Here is a 13,885-nt window from a genome sequence, read left to right on the forward strand (position 1 = left end):
TGAGCTCCTCTTTTATCGGTTTGAGACTTTACGGAAATTGCCTCACATGAAACGAGTAATGAAATCTCTTGTATGCGGTCTTGGATTTTTTGTTTCCGGTCTGACGTTGACTGCTGCCAGCGCTGCAGAAAAGCCAATGAGCGATACATTAAAGCAGGTGCTGACGTCGGATGCCAAGCGCAACAAAATCAGTCTGCAGAGCCTGCAACTTGCACTGGACAACGCCGGCTCAAGGCTGGTGTCAGTAGGTGAGCGGGGCGTGGTACTGCTTTCAGATGATAACGGCGAAAGCTGGCGTCAGGCCGAAAAAGTGCCGGTTTCGGTCACCCTAACCTCGGTAAGCTTTGCCGATGAAAACAACGGCTGGGCCGCCGGGCACAGTGGCATAATCATCCATACCGTGGATGGCGGAGAGACCTGGGAAGCCCAGCTTAACGGTGCAGAAGCTGCGGAACTGGCCATGGCTGAAGCACTAAAAATGATAGAAAACGACGAAGAAGCCGGCGAAGACGCTAAAATAAATGCCGGTTACCTGGTCAAGGAAGGGGCTGACAAGCCTCTGCTGGCTATTCATTTTGCCAATGACAAACGCGGCTGGGCCGTGGGCGCGTATGGTCTTGCGCTGGCGACGGATGATGGTGGACAACACTGGTATTCCATTATCGGACGATTGCCCAACGACATGGGGAGCCATCTTTATCAGGTCCTGGAGAAGGGCAATGAACTTCTGATTATCGGTGAGCGGTCAGCAGTGTTTGCATCTGATGATAGTGGTAAAGCTTTTAAGCGGGTGAATACGCCCTACATCGGCAGTTATTTTGATGGTTTGTTGCTGGAAAATGGCGCAACGCTGCTCTACGGACTGCGCGGTAATATCTGGCTGCAACCCGCTGATGGCAGAGCATGGCAGCATATCGATACCGGCATGGAAGTGACGCTGACCAGCGGAGTTGTTTCGCCTGACGATACTATCTTACTGGCTGATCAAAGCGGGCAGATTTATCGCTCGGCAGATAACGGTGCGCACTTTGACCTGATCGGGCAAACACCATTTGGTGGCATCACAGATTTCATTGCAACAGACAGCGGCTTTGCCGTGAGTACATCCCGCGGAACGCACGTACTGAAACTGGAAAACCTTGTGCAGGGAGGTAGTCGTTAATGAGTGCACAACACACCAGAGAGGAAACACTGATCCGAAACCTGGAAGATTTTGACACCGGATCAGGCCGTCTGCTGGAAAGAGCTATCTTTAATTTCCGTCCGCTGATCATCCTGTTGTATCTGGTGGTGACGGCGGTACTGGCCTATCAGTCGGCACGCCTGGAATTAAGTGCTGGCTTTCAGAAAATGATCCCGGGCAATCACCCTTATATCGTGAATTTTCTGGAAAACAGTAAACAGCTGGCTGATACCAGTAACGCCCTAAGAATTGCGGTAGAAAATGAGAACGGCACCATCTTTGATGCTGACTATCTGGAAACTCTGCGACAGCTCAATGACGAATTATTCCTGATGCCCGGTGTTGAGCGGCCGTTTATGAAATCTCTCTGGGCACCGTCAGTCCGCTGGACGGGTGTTACCGAGGAGGGGCTGGATGGTGGGCCGGTCATTCCTGACAATTACGATGGCTCGGTAACCAGCCTGGATCAGGTGCGCCTCAACGTGGAGCGTTCCGGCGAGGTAGGTCAGCTGGTGGCGTCTGATTACACATCCAGCATTATTCTGCTTCCGCTCAGGGAAACCAATCAGGACGGCGAGCAGATTGATTATCATGAGCTTTCCGGCTATCTCGAATCGGTACGTGACAAGTATCAGAAAAACGGCATTAAGATCCACATTACCGGTTTTGCCAAGGTGGTGGGAGACCTCATCGACGGCCTGCAGCAGGTGCTGGTGTTCTTCGCGATTACAATTGGCATCTGCACAATAGTGCTCTTTATCTATACCCGCTGTATCCGAAGTACGCTGCTGGTGGTGGTGTGTTCTCTGGTGGCGGTAGTCTGGTTGCTTGGCCTGTTGCCAACGCTTGGCTACGAGCTGGATCCATACTCTATTCTGGTTCCGTTTCTGGTGTTCGCTATCGGTATGAGCCACGGTGCGCAGAAAATGAATGGCATCATGCAGGACATTGGTCGCGGAATTCATAAGCTGCTGGCAGCACGCTATACCTTCCGTCGGCTATTTGTAGCTGGTATTACGGCGCTGGTTTCTGACGCTGTAGGATTTGCCGTTTTGATGGTGATTGATATCCCGGTGATTCAGGATCTGGCCGTCACCGCCAGTATCGGCGTGGCAGTACTCATATTTACCAATCTCATTCTGTTACCGGTATTGCTTTCCTATACCGGGGTGTCTGCCAGTGCCGCTGCCCGCAGTGTGAAAGCGGAACAGCGTGATGCGAAAGACATCAACCATACCAAACATCCGTTGTGGGCTTTCTTGGATTTATTCACCCGCCGTGGTGTCGCAACGGTTACGGTTATCGCTGCACTGGTACTGGGGATAGGTGGTGTCATCATCGGTTCGCAGGTAAAAATCGGTGATACCGATCAGGGCGCGCCAGAGCTTCGCCCGGATTCCCGCTACAACCTCGATAATGCCTATATCACGTCCCACTACGCCACCAGCAGTGATGTATATGTGGTGATGGTGAAAACCGGTCAGTACGCCTGTGCCCACTACAGCATCCTGATGGATGTGGATGCTTTGGAACAATCGCTGCGTCAGCTTCCGGGAGTAGTGACCACATCATCCCTGGCAGGTCTTGCCAAAGTAGCGAATGCCGGTATGAACGAGGGGAATCTGAAATGGTACGGCATCCCGCCTTCACAGGGCATGCTCAATGCCATCATCACCCGGGCTCCAAGGGAGATGTTCAATCAGAACTGCGATCTGCTGACCATATTCGCCTATTTGCAGGACCACAAATCCGACACCCTGAATGATGTGGTGAACACTGTCGAAGCCTTCGCCGCTGAGTATAATAGTGACGACATTACCTTTCTCAATGCGGCTGGCAATGCGGGCATAGAAGCCGCCACCAATATCGTGGTGGAAAAAGCCAATACCCAGATGCTGCTGTATGTTTATGCCGCTGTCATTCTGCTGGCATTCCTAACCTTCCGCTCGTGGCGTGCAGTGCTGTGTGCTGTATTACCGCTGATGCTGACGTCTGTGCTCTGTCAGGCTCTGATGGTATGGCTCAATATCGGCGTTAAAGTGGCGACACTGCCGGTAATTGCCCTGGGCGTGGGGATCGGGGTGGATTATGCGCTTTATATACTGACGGTAGTTAAAACCCGTCTTAGCGAAGGAGCTAACCTGTCTGATGCCTATTACTATGCATTGTTGTTTACCGGCAAGGTGGTGGTACTTACCGGTATCACGCTGGGTATTGCGGTTGCTACCTGGGTGCTTTCACCCATTAAGTTCCAGGCCGATATGGGAATTCTGCTGGCCTTCATGTTCATCTGGAACATGCTGGGAGCACTAATTCTGCTGCCAGCGCTGGGTCACTTTTTTCTAAAAGAACAAAAGGCATAATCGATATAAGAAAATAAAATTTAACAAAATAGTAACACAAGGGTGAGGATTCACCTTAAGATGGAGGTCGAAAGACCTCCATGCATGTTTCACGATTTTTACTGAGTGGACCAGAATCATGATAGCAGAACATCATATTGAGAAAGAAAAGGCGTTAGTAGATAAGTTCGATTTGCGCTCGAAACTCCGGTTCAATCAGGAGACGGGTAAGATCTGGCTTGGTGAAAACCGTCTCCTGCTTTTTCATGCCAAAGCCATGATGGAGATGCGGGCAAAGCTTTTCGATACCCTCGACAGTGATTCTGCTAAACGCATTCTTATTCGTATGGGCTATGTGGCCGGCGAGCAGGATGCAGATCTGGCGCATAAAATGGCCAATGAAAAGCCAGACTATGATGTGTTCAGTCTGGGTCCCGAAATGCATGCTTTTGAGGGGCAGGTACGTTCTCACATTACCGACTATGATATTGACTGGAAAGACGGCCGTTTCTTCGGAGAGGTCATGGTAGAAAACTCCTGGGAAGCAGAAGCGCACTTGCAATCTATGGGACTGAGTAGCGAAGCAAGTTGCTGGACAATTATCGGTTATGCATCAGGGTATACCAGCCGCTTCTTCCGGCGTTTTATTGTATTCAAAGAAACAGAATGCATGTGTAAGGGCGAGGCGCACTGCAAGTTTATCGGTAAACCTGCTGACTGCTGGGATGACGAGGCCTACGTAGACTTATTTCGTGATGCACCACTTGAACCGTCGTTCCGTGCTATCGAAGATGAACTGAACCAGCTGAGGGGAAAACGTAAGGTCCGTCACGATACTGACGGCCTGGTTGGCGCGTCACCTCAGTTTACCAATGCCCTGAATTTGCTGAAGCGTGCTGCTGATACCCCCATCAATGTGCTGTTGCTGGGTGAGACCGGAGTGGGTAAAGAGGTGTTTGCCCGCTGGTTGCACGAGCACAGTCCCAGAAAAGATGCCCCCTTCATTGCGGTTAACTGCGGTGCAATTCCTGATGAACTGATTGAGTCAGAACTGTTTGGTGTAAAAAAGGGCGCGTATACGGGGGCACAAGATTCCCGGCCAGGTCGGTTTGAACGGGCTGACGGTGGTACATTATTTCTCGATGAACTTGGTGATTTGCCGTTATCAGCGCAGGTTAAACTCCTGCGGGTACTTCAAACCGGTGAAGTGGAGCGACTCGGTGATGATGTGGTTCGCAGAGTCAACGTGAGGCTTGTAGCTGCCACTAATGTGGACTTGCAGAATGCCATCAAAGAAAGTCGCTTCAGGGCCGATCTTTATTACCGTATTGCCACTTATCCGGTGAGTATACCGCCTCTCCGTGAGCGCCTGACAGATATCATAATGCTGGCCGCATTTATGGTAGATAAATTCTCAGGAATTTATAAGAAAACGCTCAATGGATTTTCAGAGCGGGCTGTGCAGGCTTTATCCGCGCACGACTGGCCGGGTAATGTGCGAGAACTGGAAAACGTCATCGAGCGAGGCGTGCTGCTGACGGGGGAGGGGGAACAGATTGAGGTGGAGTCTCTGTTCGTCGCGGTACCGGACGCGGTTCAGGAAAAACTCGACGGGCCTGATACGGTTTCACAGAGCGGCAATATCACAGCGGTAGATAAATCGCCGGAGTTTAATGAAGGTTTCTATGACCGTCTGCTGGAAGACGGACAGTTCGATATGGCCCAGCACGAACAGCAGCTGTTTGAGGCGGCGGTTCGCAAAGCCGATGGCAACCTGACTCACGCAGCCCAGTATCTGGGTGTGACCCGGCGACAACTTGCCTATCGGATTAATGAAAAGAGTCGCTAAAAAAGTGGCCGGAAAGCATAAACTTTCTGGCCTGTTCATTGTTAAATCATTCGCCAGCTAACCTCTTGCACGGCGATGTTTCATACCTGCCATAACTTCCGCCAGACGTTCTACCGCACCAATGGATTCAGCCGGGTCGATGACGGCATGAGGATTTCCGAAATCATTCTCTGCACCGGTCTGCACCAGCAACCCATCTCTGCGCGGATAGAAGGACACTTTCTTGGAAAAATACTGTACGCCGTAAGTGACCTCTGGCTGAGGTATTAATTTTCACGTCTGTCCGAGCACTGGCAGGATGCTGTCATCAGCAAGAAGCACTCTGGCACCGTAACCAGTGCAGTTGATGATGGTATTTTCTTCAAAGTTACTGAAGTCCTGCTTCTCCTTCAGCTCCCGATACACGATATCACCGCCACCGGAGAGAAACTCCTCCGTGAGCCCCGTGATGACCTTTAGCTTCGAAAGGAGTATCGGAGAGCTGAAACATTCTTGCCCATTCTACCGGGTTGCCGGGTAGGCCAGGCAGTGTCTGATATTTTCTGAAGAATGTTCGCGCCATCTGCTCCCAGGTGTTGGCAAAGGGCTGAGCATAGGCAGCTGAAATGATACGGGAGTCCGGTGACCAGATTCCAGTGGCAAAAGAGGATCGTACGTAAGGCGGCCGTTCTTTGGCATAAATAGTCACTTTCATCCCTTTACGCTGAGCCTGAATAGCGGTAGTCAGGCCAATAGCACCACAACCCAGTACCGCAATGGTTTTGACACCTGTCAGTGAGGCCATTTGCTGAGCAAGTTCAGCCGCACCCCATGAAAGTGACCAACCGCTACCGCCATGACCATAGTTGCGAACAATGGTTTTATTGCCGAGCTTTTCGGTTTCGTTCCGGGGTCCCTGCATCCGGAAAGGACGGGTACAAACATTGGTCGCGATAATCCGATCTGCTCTGGCCTGAATAGGAACCAGCCTGCCGCCGGGCATCATCGCTGTCGCTTTGTTGGTTTTCGTATTGGCTGCACAGCCGGAAAGAGAGCCTGCAATAAGCCCTGCTGCGCCACCCCTGATAAATTGACGTCTCTGCATGTTGACTCCTGAGCTTATTTGATTATTGCGCACCCGACCTCCATATGACTTTCCCGGAATTGAGAAAGCATACAAAGCGCTACTTTGATGAAATATCGGTCAGCAAATTACCTTACGCGCAGCCACCTTTTTGGCAATAGAGGTCGAAAGGAAAAAGGTCAGAGTATTGAATAATAAGGATAAATGGTCATGTTGTTGGATTATTCATAAGGGCATTTGCTCATTGTCTAATTTTTCGATTGTTATATCCGTATTAAGTACAAGCAAAGAGGCATAGAAAATAGCGATACTTTGTATCACAAGAACGTCTGGCTTCAGGTCGGTACAGATTTAACCGAAAACACTGAGTCAGACCTGATTCATTGTTGCAGATACAGGAGACTATTATGCAAATCGAATTTTCAGGAAAAACTGCTATCGTCACAGGTTCTACGAAAGGGATTGGTCTGGCAACAGCATCAATGCTGGCAAATGCCGGAGCAAAAGTCTTCCTCACAGGACGAACAGAACAAAGCGTCAATGAGGCCGTAGAAAACCTTAAATCAAGATTTCAGGAAGCAGATATCACCGGTGTGGCAGCGGATTTGGGCACGGCTGAAGGCTGCAAAGTGCTTACCGATGTAGTTCCTTCCTGCGATATTCTGATTAACAATGTGGGCATTTATGGTGCCACGGATTTTTTTGAAATCAGCGATGAGGAATGGCAGCAGTATTATGATGTAAATGTAATGACTGCAGTGCGCCTTTCCCGCCACTATGCCCCTGCCATGGCTGAGCAGAAATGGGGGCGGATTTTATTTGTTGCCTCAGAGTCGGCTATTAATATTCCGGTGGAAATGATTCAGTATGGCACGTCGAAATCTGCAATTCTTGGCTTATCCCGTGGACTTGCTAAACGTATGGCTGAAACGGGTGTTACAGTGAATGCCGTATTGCCCGGACCAACGCTTAGTGAAGGCGCTGAAAGTATTCTGCAGGATATTGCCAGCGAACGTGATATCAGCGTGGATGAGGCAGGCAAGCAGTTCGTAATGGAAAATCGCCCCTCTTCGATCACGCGTCGCTTTGCCAGTACCGAGGAAGTAGCGAATATGATTGTATATACCTGTTCAGAGCAGGCTTCAGCTACCACAGGCAGCGCCTTGCGCGTTGATGGTGGAATCGTCGATTTCATCATGTAACTAAGGTTAATGTGTGTCTGTCGGAAAAATGCCGACAGACCACAGGCTACTCGTTTTCCTGCCCGGGATGCATCACTCACTCCACTTTTATCTCTTCTACTTCAAGTGCCTCCGTCCATTTCGACTTCTTACCGACTTCAGCCAGTGTGCAAGCCAACCCAATACCATTCTTGCCTCATCGTATTTCTGACTACTGAATAAAACGCCCCTGGCTTTACAATTTTGTCAGGCACGCTGATAGCCTGACATTTACGTAAAGAAAAAGTTAAAGCTTCCTGTTTATTCTAATTGTCTGATTTTAATTAATTCAACAAAAACAATGCCATGAAAACGTGGCACGCATCCTGATATTAGTTAATAAATTGTTGTATTTGTAAGTGCTGTTTTATCAATAACGGAGAATAATTATGGCGATGACAGGGGTATTACGTCCGGGACACGCAGTGGTACGGGTACTGGATCTGGAAGAGTCGATTAAGTTTTATCGTGATGTTATGGGCCTGGTTGAAACCGGTCGTGACGATATGGGGCGGGTCTATTTCAAATGCTGGGATGAGCGTGATCATAGCAGTTACATTATCCGTGAAGCAGAACAAGCCGGTGTCGATTTTATCGGCTTCAAGGTACTGGATAACGACACACTGGATAAGCTGGAAAAAGATTTAAACGATTACGGCGTGGAGACCCGCCGCATTGAGGCCGGCGACCTGATGGAAACCGGTGAGCGTGTTCGCTTCACGCTGCCATCTGGTCATGAGTTTGAACTCTACGCAGAGAAAACCTCTGTGGGGAACGGGATGTCTATGGAGAACCCTGCTCCCTGGTATGAAGACAGCGAGCGGGGTATCGCACCGGTTCGCCTTGACCATGCGCTGCTGTACGGCCCTAACATTGCCGAGGTGAAAAAGATTTTCTGCGATGTGCTCGGCTTCTATCTTGTTGAGCGCGTGATCGGTGAAGACGGCAAAACAGAGGCGGGTATCTGGCTGTCCTGTTCTCATAAAGTCCATGATATTGCTTTCGTGGAATACCCTGAACCGGGCAAATTACACCACTGTTCATTCTTAATGGAAAGTTGGGAGCGGGTACTGAGGGCTGGCGACATCATGTCCATGAACGATGTCGCGGTAGATATCGGCCCGACCCGACACGGTATCACCCGCGGTTGTACCATCTATGCCTTTGACCCTTCGGGTAACCGCTTCGAGACCTTCATGGGCGGCTATCATCCTTATCCTGACTACGAAACCCTCACCTGGACCTGGGATAACTTTGCCCAGGGCCTGGATTATCCACAGCGCAAGCTGCACGAGAGCTTCCTCACTGTTGTCAGCTAAGCGCTAGTACAGGAGTCAGTTATGAACGAGAGTATTGCGGCAAGTCCTGAACAGTTTGATATCACGCGCCAGTGGGTGCGGGTAACAGGCAAACGGGAAGACGGCTTTATTGAGTTTGATTTCAGTATGGGGGAGCCGGAAGTGTTTCTGGAAATGGTCCTGAAGGAAGATGACTTCAACGCATTTTGCCGGCAGCGACAGGTTGCTTTCCTGAGGACTGATAACGAGTCGGGAAACGCAGAAGTGTCACTCTGGGACTGGCGTCTGCATGACGCCACCCATCATTTCAGAGACGCCTGACACAGAAAAATTATCGCAAAGGGAGAGGTGGCAAGTGGCGCGAGCCGGCGTCTGTCACTATCAATCACTTATCCGGAGTAAACCGAGATGCAAATAGATGTACAAACGGTAAGCATTACACCGAAAAACACTACTTTTACTCATTTACAGAAGCGGTTCGGCAACAAGATTCCGTCCCGTTATCAGGAAGCCAGTTACGATCTGCAGGCGTGTGAAAACCTGCATTATCGTCCTACCTGGGCACCAGAGCAGCAGTTGTATGATGCGGAACTCAGCAAGATTCGCATGAACGACTGGTACGATTTGAAAGATCCCCGTCAGTTTTACTACAGCACTTACACCCTCAACCGGGCAAAAAAACAGGAAACCATGGAGTCTAACTTCTCCACAGTAGAAACCCTGAAACTGATTGAGAACCTCCCGGACAATGTACGGGATGATGCCCAGAAAGTGCTACTTCCACTGCGGCATGTGGCCTGGGGAGCAAACCAGAACAATACCTTTGTTTGCGGCTATGGTTACGGTGCCATTTTTACTCAGGCGTGTATGTACCATGCTATGGATAACCTTGGTATCGCCCAGTACCTCTCGCGTATTGGTCTGATGCTGGATGATGTGGTGGCCCTGGAAGGGGCAAAAATAGACTGGATGGAAGCGGATGCCTGGCAGCCACTTCGCCGCACTATGGAAGACCTGCTGGTGGTGCGTGATCCGGTAGAGCTGTTTGTTAAACAGAATTTTGTCCTTGATGGTTTGCTGTACCCGCTTGTTTACCTTCGCCTTGTTGATGAATTGATGGTTGAAGAAGGCGGCTCAGGGCTCTCTATTCTGACTCAGTTCATGAGCAGCTGGTATTCCGAATCTGCCCGCTGGGTCGATGCCATGGTTAAAACCATGGCAGCGGAATCTGTTGCCAATCGTGCTCACCTCGAAAACTGGATCGATTCCTATTCTTCTCATGTTTCTTCTGTGCTGATCCCTGTGGCTGGTCTTGTTCTGGAAGGCAGTGAAGCGGATCAGGAAGTCGCCACTGTACACGAAGCCATGATGGCCCGCGCCCGCAAGCTTGGCCTGTTCAAGCAGGAGAAAGCCTGATGTCTAACGTGTTCATCATTTTACAGGCCAACGAAGACACCCGTCCCATCGTCGAGGCCATCGAAATCGATAACCCTGAAGCCGAAGTAGTGCAGGAGCCGGCCATGGTGAAAGTGATGCGCCCTAATCACTTAGTGATCAAACGGGAAACCATCGAAGAACAGGTAGGCCGCGAATTCGATATGCAGGAAATCGGCATCAACCTCGTCACGCTAAGTGGCAACGTTGATGAAGACGAAGACAGCCTGACCTTAACCTGGAATAGCTAGATAAATTCAAGTCGCTGTCGGTGAACAGCGAGGCCACGACAGGATAGCGTCTGGTCGCAGCAGAAACCTTCTGACAGCATGGACGCTGTCAGAGAGCCCCCAGGGATGGGTTCACGGCGTGTTTCTGAGGTGACCAGTCCTTCTCCAAGCGGCCTCGCGTTCCGCCCGCTTCGGCTGCAAAATTTTGGAGAGAGTAATGGATATTCAGAAGAAACCTAAAAAACTCAGCATCAAAGAAAAGTATCGCATGATGACCCGGGATCTTGCCTGGGAACCGAGCTATCGCACCAAAAAAGAAATTTTCCCTTATGTGGATTATGAGGGCATTAAGATTCATGACTGGTCGAAGTGGGAAGATCCGTTCCGCATGACCATGGATTCCTACTGGAAATATCAGGCAGAAAAAGAGCGGAAATACTACGCGATTATTGACGCTCACGCGCAAAATAATGGCCACCTCAATATTACGGATGCCCGTTATCTGACCGCGCTGAAACTGTTTCTGCAGGGCATCAGTCCGGGTGAGTATGCGGCGCATCGTGGTTTTGCCCGTGTGGGGCGAGAGTTTGCCGGAGTTGGTCCGCAGGTAGCCTGTCAGATGCAGGCCATTGACGAGATTCGTCATGCCCAGACTCAGGTTCACGCTATGTCGAACTACAACAAGTTCTACAACGGCTTTGCCTCCTTCGCTGAACAACGTGACCGTATCTGGTATACCTCTGTACCGCGCAGCTTCTTCGATGACGCTATGTCTTCAGGCCCCTTTGAGTTTCTGGTGGCAATCGGCTTCTCATTTGAATACGTGCTGACCAATCTGCTGTTTGTGCCCTTTATGTCGGGTGCCGCCTATAACGGCGATATGGCAACAGTGACTTTTGGTTTTTCTGCCCAGTCCGATGAAGCCCGACACATGACTCTGGGGCTGGAGTGTATCAAGTTCATTCTTGAGCAGGATCCGGACAACATTCCTATCGTGCAGAAGTGGATTGATAAATGGTTCTGGCGCGGCTGCCGCCTGCTGACTCTGGTCGCTACCATGATGGACTACATGCTGCCCAAGCGCGTGATGTCCTGGCGTGAGGCGTGGAATATTTATGGCGTAGAGAACGGTGAAGCGCTGTTTAAAGATCTGGCACGCTACGGCATACGCAAGCCCATGCACTGGGACGACGTGGAGAAATCCATCGATCATACCTCTCACCAGCTGATGCTGGGTCTCTATCAGTGGAAATTCGGTACTGCTTTCCACAGTTGGATCCCTACCGCAGAAGACTTCGAGTGGCTGAAGAAGAAATACCCGGACACCTTCGGGAAATATTATATGCCGCGCTGGGAGTACATCATCAAGCAGAAGGAGGCCGGCAACGAGTACAACAACTTCGGTCTGCCAAAACTCTGTCAGACCTGCCAGCTGCCATGCCTTTACACAGAACCGGATGATCCGACGCAGCTCGCCCATCGCGAGACCGTTTATGAAGGGGAGAAATATCATTTCTGCTCTGACGGCTGTCAGCACGTGTTTGAGCAGGAACCCGAGAAATTTGTTCAGTCTTGGCTGCCTATGCCTGGCCTGATGCAGGCGCCGCTGAACGGTGATCTGGCTGCCTGGATGGAGTGGGTGTCGCTGAATCCTGAAACCGATACCGGTGATTATCAGGGTTCCGAAGATCAGCAGAACTTTGACAAGTGGCGCCGTCAGGCCACGTCAAACAGCTGAAACCCATCGCAGGAAAATAAGGAGAATAACTATGTCTGTAGTAGCTAATGGTGAATACAAATTTGCTCCCCGCGATGCGGTGGAAAACTTTCAGGGTAACTATCTGCTGTTTGCCTGCTGGGATCAGCACATGCTGATGGCAGCACCGTTTATGCTGTTTGCGTCACCGAAAGACAAACTGGGGGACATTATCGACGCCCAGCTTAAACCTCTGATGTCACCGGACCCGGACTTCGAAAAAATCGACTGGAATACCATTAAATGGCTAAAAGACAACAAGCCCTGGACCCCGGACATGAACAGAACCTTGGAAGAGAATGGTCTGGGGCATAAAGATCAGATGCGTTTTACCACCCCCGGACTGGCGACGCTGATTTTAGGGGAGAGCTGATATGACTTATGAAGTCACTATTGAACCACTGGGGCAGACCATCGAGGTTGAGGAAGAACAGACCATTCTGGACGCAGCGCTGCGGGCGGGTATTTACCTGCCTCATGCCTGCGGGCACGGGCTTTGTGCCACCTGTAAAATTGATGTGCTGGACGGTGAGGTTGACCATGGTGAGGCATCCGGCTTTGCGCTGATGGATTTTGAGCGTGAGGAGAATAAATGTCTGGCCTGCTGCGCTCGCCCGGAAAGCGATCTGGTGATTGAGGCAGAAATTGAAGAGGATGAAGACTCTCTTAACCTGCCTATCGCAGATTATGAATGCGTAGTAAGCCGCATTGAGGACCTTACGCCTACGATTAAAGGAATCTGGCTGAAACTGAACAACCCAGATGCCATTGAGTTTCAGGCCGGCCAGTACATTCAGCTAAATGTGCCGGATGGCATTGGTAGCAGAGCGTTTTCTATTGCTAACAGCCCGTTACAGGATGGCGAGATTGAGCTAAATATCCGTCAGGTTCCCGGGGGCGCAGCCACGACCTATATCCATGAAAAACTGCAGGTGGGAGATGAGATCTCTTTCACCGGGCCCTATGGCCGCTTCTTTGTGAAGAAGTCTGCACAGGTACCGATGATTTTTATGGCCGGTGGGTCAGGGCTTTCCAGCCCACGCTCTATGATCCTGGAGTTGCTGGAAGAAGGCTGCGAACTGCCTATCACCCTGATTTACGGCCAGCGCAGTAAAGAAGAGCTTTACTACCACAAAGAGTTTCTTGAGCTGGCAGTGAAGTATCCGAACTTTACCTATGTGCCCGCATTGTCAGACAACAAAAGTGGAAACTGGGAAGGCGAAACCGGCTTCGTGCATGAAGCCGCTCAGCGTGCCTTTGATGGAAATTTCTCCGGTCATAAAGCGTATCTCTGTGGCCCACCTCTGATGATCGATGCCTGCATAAATACCCTGATGCAGGGAAGGTTATTCGAGCGTGACATCTACACCGAGAAATTTATTTCTGCCGCCGATGCCCAACAGGTAAGAAGTCCGTTATTTAAAAATATCTGAAGTAAATATTAATACTTTGAGGGTATCAAGAGTCGGTTTAAATGGTATTAGACGGTATAGAACGTCAGGATTACACT

The 13,885-nt window shown here is 50.3% G+C and carries 14 protein-coding genes; 11 read left to right on the plus strand and 3 right to left on the minus strand.

What is annotated here, in order from left to right:
- Nucleotides 1-58: 58 nt before the first annotated feature.
- The 3 genes from ACXAG2_RS07955 to ACXAG2_RS07965 all read left to right on the plus strand — a co-directional run bounded on the left by ACXAG2_RS07955 (nucleotide 59) and on the right by ACXAG2_RS07965 (nucleotide 5,374).
- The gene (locus ACXAG2_RS07955) at nucleotides 59-1,162 is read left to right on the plus strand and encodes a WD40/YVTN/BNR-like repeat-containing protein (RefSeq protein ID WP_474865794.1); all 1,104 of its coding nucleotides are present in this window, start codon (nucleotides 59-61) and stop codon (nucleotides 1,160-1,162) included.
- The gene (locus tag ACXAG2_RS07960) at nucleotides 1,162-3,546 is read left to right on the plus strand and encodes an efflux RND transporter permease subunit (RefSeq protein WP_474865796.1); all 2,385 of its coding nucleotides are present in this window, start codon (nucleotides 1,162-1,164) and stop codon (nucleotides 3,544-3,546) included. Before ACXAG2_RS07955 ends, ACXAG2_RS07960 begins: the two co-directional genes overlap by 1 nt.
- A 118-nt stretch (nucleotides 3,547-3,664) precedes the next feature.
- The gene (locus ACXAG2_RS07965) at nucleotides 3,665-5,374 is read left to right on the plus strand and encodes a sigma 54-interacting transcriptional regulator (RefSeq protein WP_474865798.1); all 1,710 of its coding nucleotides are present in this window, start codon (nucleotides 3,665-3,667) and stop codon (nucleotides 5,372-5,374) included.
- A 57-nt stretch (nucleotides 5,375-5,431) separates the two neighbouring features.
- On the opposite strand, the gene ACXAG2_RS07970 is transcribed toward ACXAG2_RS07965, so the two are convergent.
- The 3 genes from ACXAG2_RS07970 to ACXAG2_RS07980 are packed head-to-tail and all read right to left on the minus strand — an operon-like array spanning nucleotide 5,432 to nucleotide 6,458.
- Entirely contained in the window at nucleotides 5,432-5,593 is a 162-nt protein-coding gene (locus ACXAG2_RS07970) for a hypothetical protein (RefSeq protein ID WP_474865801.1), read from the minus strand.
- A 54-nt stretch (nucleotides 5,594-5,647) separates the two neighbouring features.
- Nucleotides 5,648-5,779 (minus strand): hypothetical protein, encoded by a 132-nt coding sequence (locus ACXAG2_RS07975; RefSeq protein ID WP_474865803.1) that lies wholly within the window; start codon nucleotides 5,777-5,779, stop codon nucleotides 5,648-5,650.
- 4 nt (nucleotides 5,780-5,783) lie between these two features.
- Nucleotides 5,784-6,458, minus strand: coding sequence for an FAD-dependent oxidoreductase (locus ACXAG2_RS07980; RefSeq protein WP_474865805.1), 675 nt, complete (start codon nucleotides 6,456-6,458; stop codon nucleotides 5,784-5,786).
- Between the two features lie 386 nt (nucleotides 6,459-6,844).
- On the opposite strand from ACXAG2_RS07980, the gene ACXAG2_RS07985 reads away from it, so the two are divergent.
- The 8 genes from ACXAG2_RS07985 to ACXAG2_RS08020 all read left to right on the plus strand — a co-directional run bounded on the left by ACXAG2_RS07985 (nucleotide 6,845) and on the right by ACXAG2_RS08020 (nucleotide 13,808).
- Complete coding sequence (locus tag ACXAG2_RS07985) at nucleotides 6,845-7,639, plus strand: SDR family NAD(P)-dependent oxidoreductase (RefSeq protein ID WP_474865808.1); 795 nt, start codon at nucleotides 6,845-6,847, stop codon at nucleotides 7,637-7,639.
- Nucleotides 7,640-8,046: 407 nt separating this feature from the next.
- Nucleotides 8,047-8,976 (plus strand): catechol 2,3-dioxygenase, encoded by a 930-nt coding sequence (locus tag ACXAG2_RS07990; RefSeq protein WP_474837970.1) that lies wholly within the window; start codon nucleotides 8,047-8,049, stop codon nucleotides 8,974-8,976.
- 21 nt (nucleotides 8,977-8,997) lie between these two features.
- Entirely contained in the window at nucleotides 8,998-9,276 is a 279-nt protein-coding gene (locus ACXAG2_RS07995; RefSeq protein ID WP_474865811.1) for a phenol hydroxylase subunit, read from the plus strand.
- 87 nt (nucleotides 9,277-9,363) lie between these two features.
- A complete protein-coding gene (locus tag ACXAG2_RS08000; RefSeq protein WP_474865814.1) occupies nucleotides 9,364-10,371 on the plus strand; it encodes a ferritin family protein in 1,008 nt (335 codons plus the stop codon).
- Nucleotides 10,371-10,640 (plus strand): MmoB/DmpM family protein, encoded by a 270-nt coding sequence (locus ACXAG2_RS08005; RefSeq protein ID WP_474865817.1) that lies wholly within the window; start codon nucleotides 10,371-10,373, stop codon nucleotides 10,638-10,640. Before ACXAG2_RS08000 ends, ACXAG2_RS08005 begins: the two co-directional genes overlap by 1 nt.
- A 196-nt stretch (nucleotides 10,641-10,836) precedes the next feature.
- Nucleotides 10,837-12,357 (plus strand): YHS domain-containing protein, encoded by a 1,521-nt coding sequence (locus tag ACXAG2_RS08010; RefSeq protein ID WP_474865819.1) that lies wholly within the window; start codon nucleotides 10,837-10,839, stop codon nucleotides 12,355-12,357.
- A 31-nt stretch (nucleotides 12,358-12,388) separates the two neighbouring features.
- Nucleotides 12,389-12,748, plus strand: a complete 360-nt coding sequence (locus tag ACXAG2_RS08015; RefSeq protein ID WP_474865821.1) for a phenol hydroxylase subunit P4 — start codon at nucleotides 12,389-12,391, stop codon at nucleotides 12,746-12,748.
- 1 nt (nucleotide 12,749) lies between these two features.
- Nucleotides 12,750-13,808 carry a 2Fe-2S iron-sulfur cluster-binding protein gene (locus tag ACXAG2_RS08020; RefSeq protein ID WP_474865824.1) on the plus strand — a complete coding sequence of 353 codons (1,059 nt, stop codon included), beginning with the start codon at nucleotides 12,750-12,752 and terminating at the stop codon, nucleotides 13,806-13,808.
- The last annotated feature ends 77 nt before the right edge of the window (nucleotides 13,809-13,885 follow it).

This window comes from Alteromonas sp. ABH4_456, from assembly GCF_056160645.1.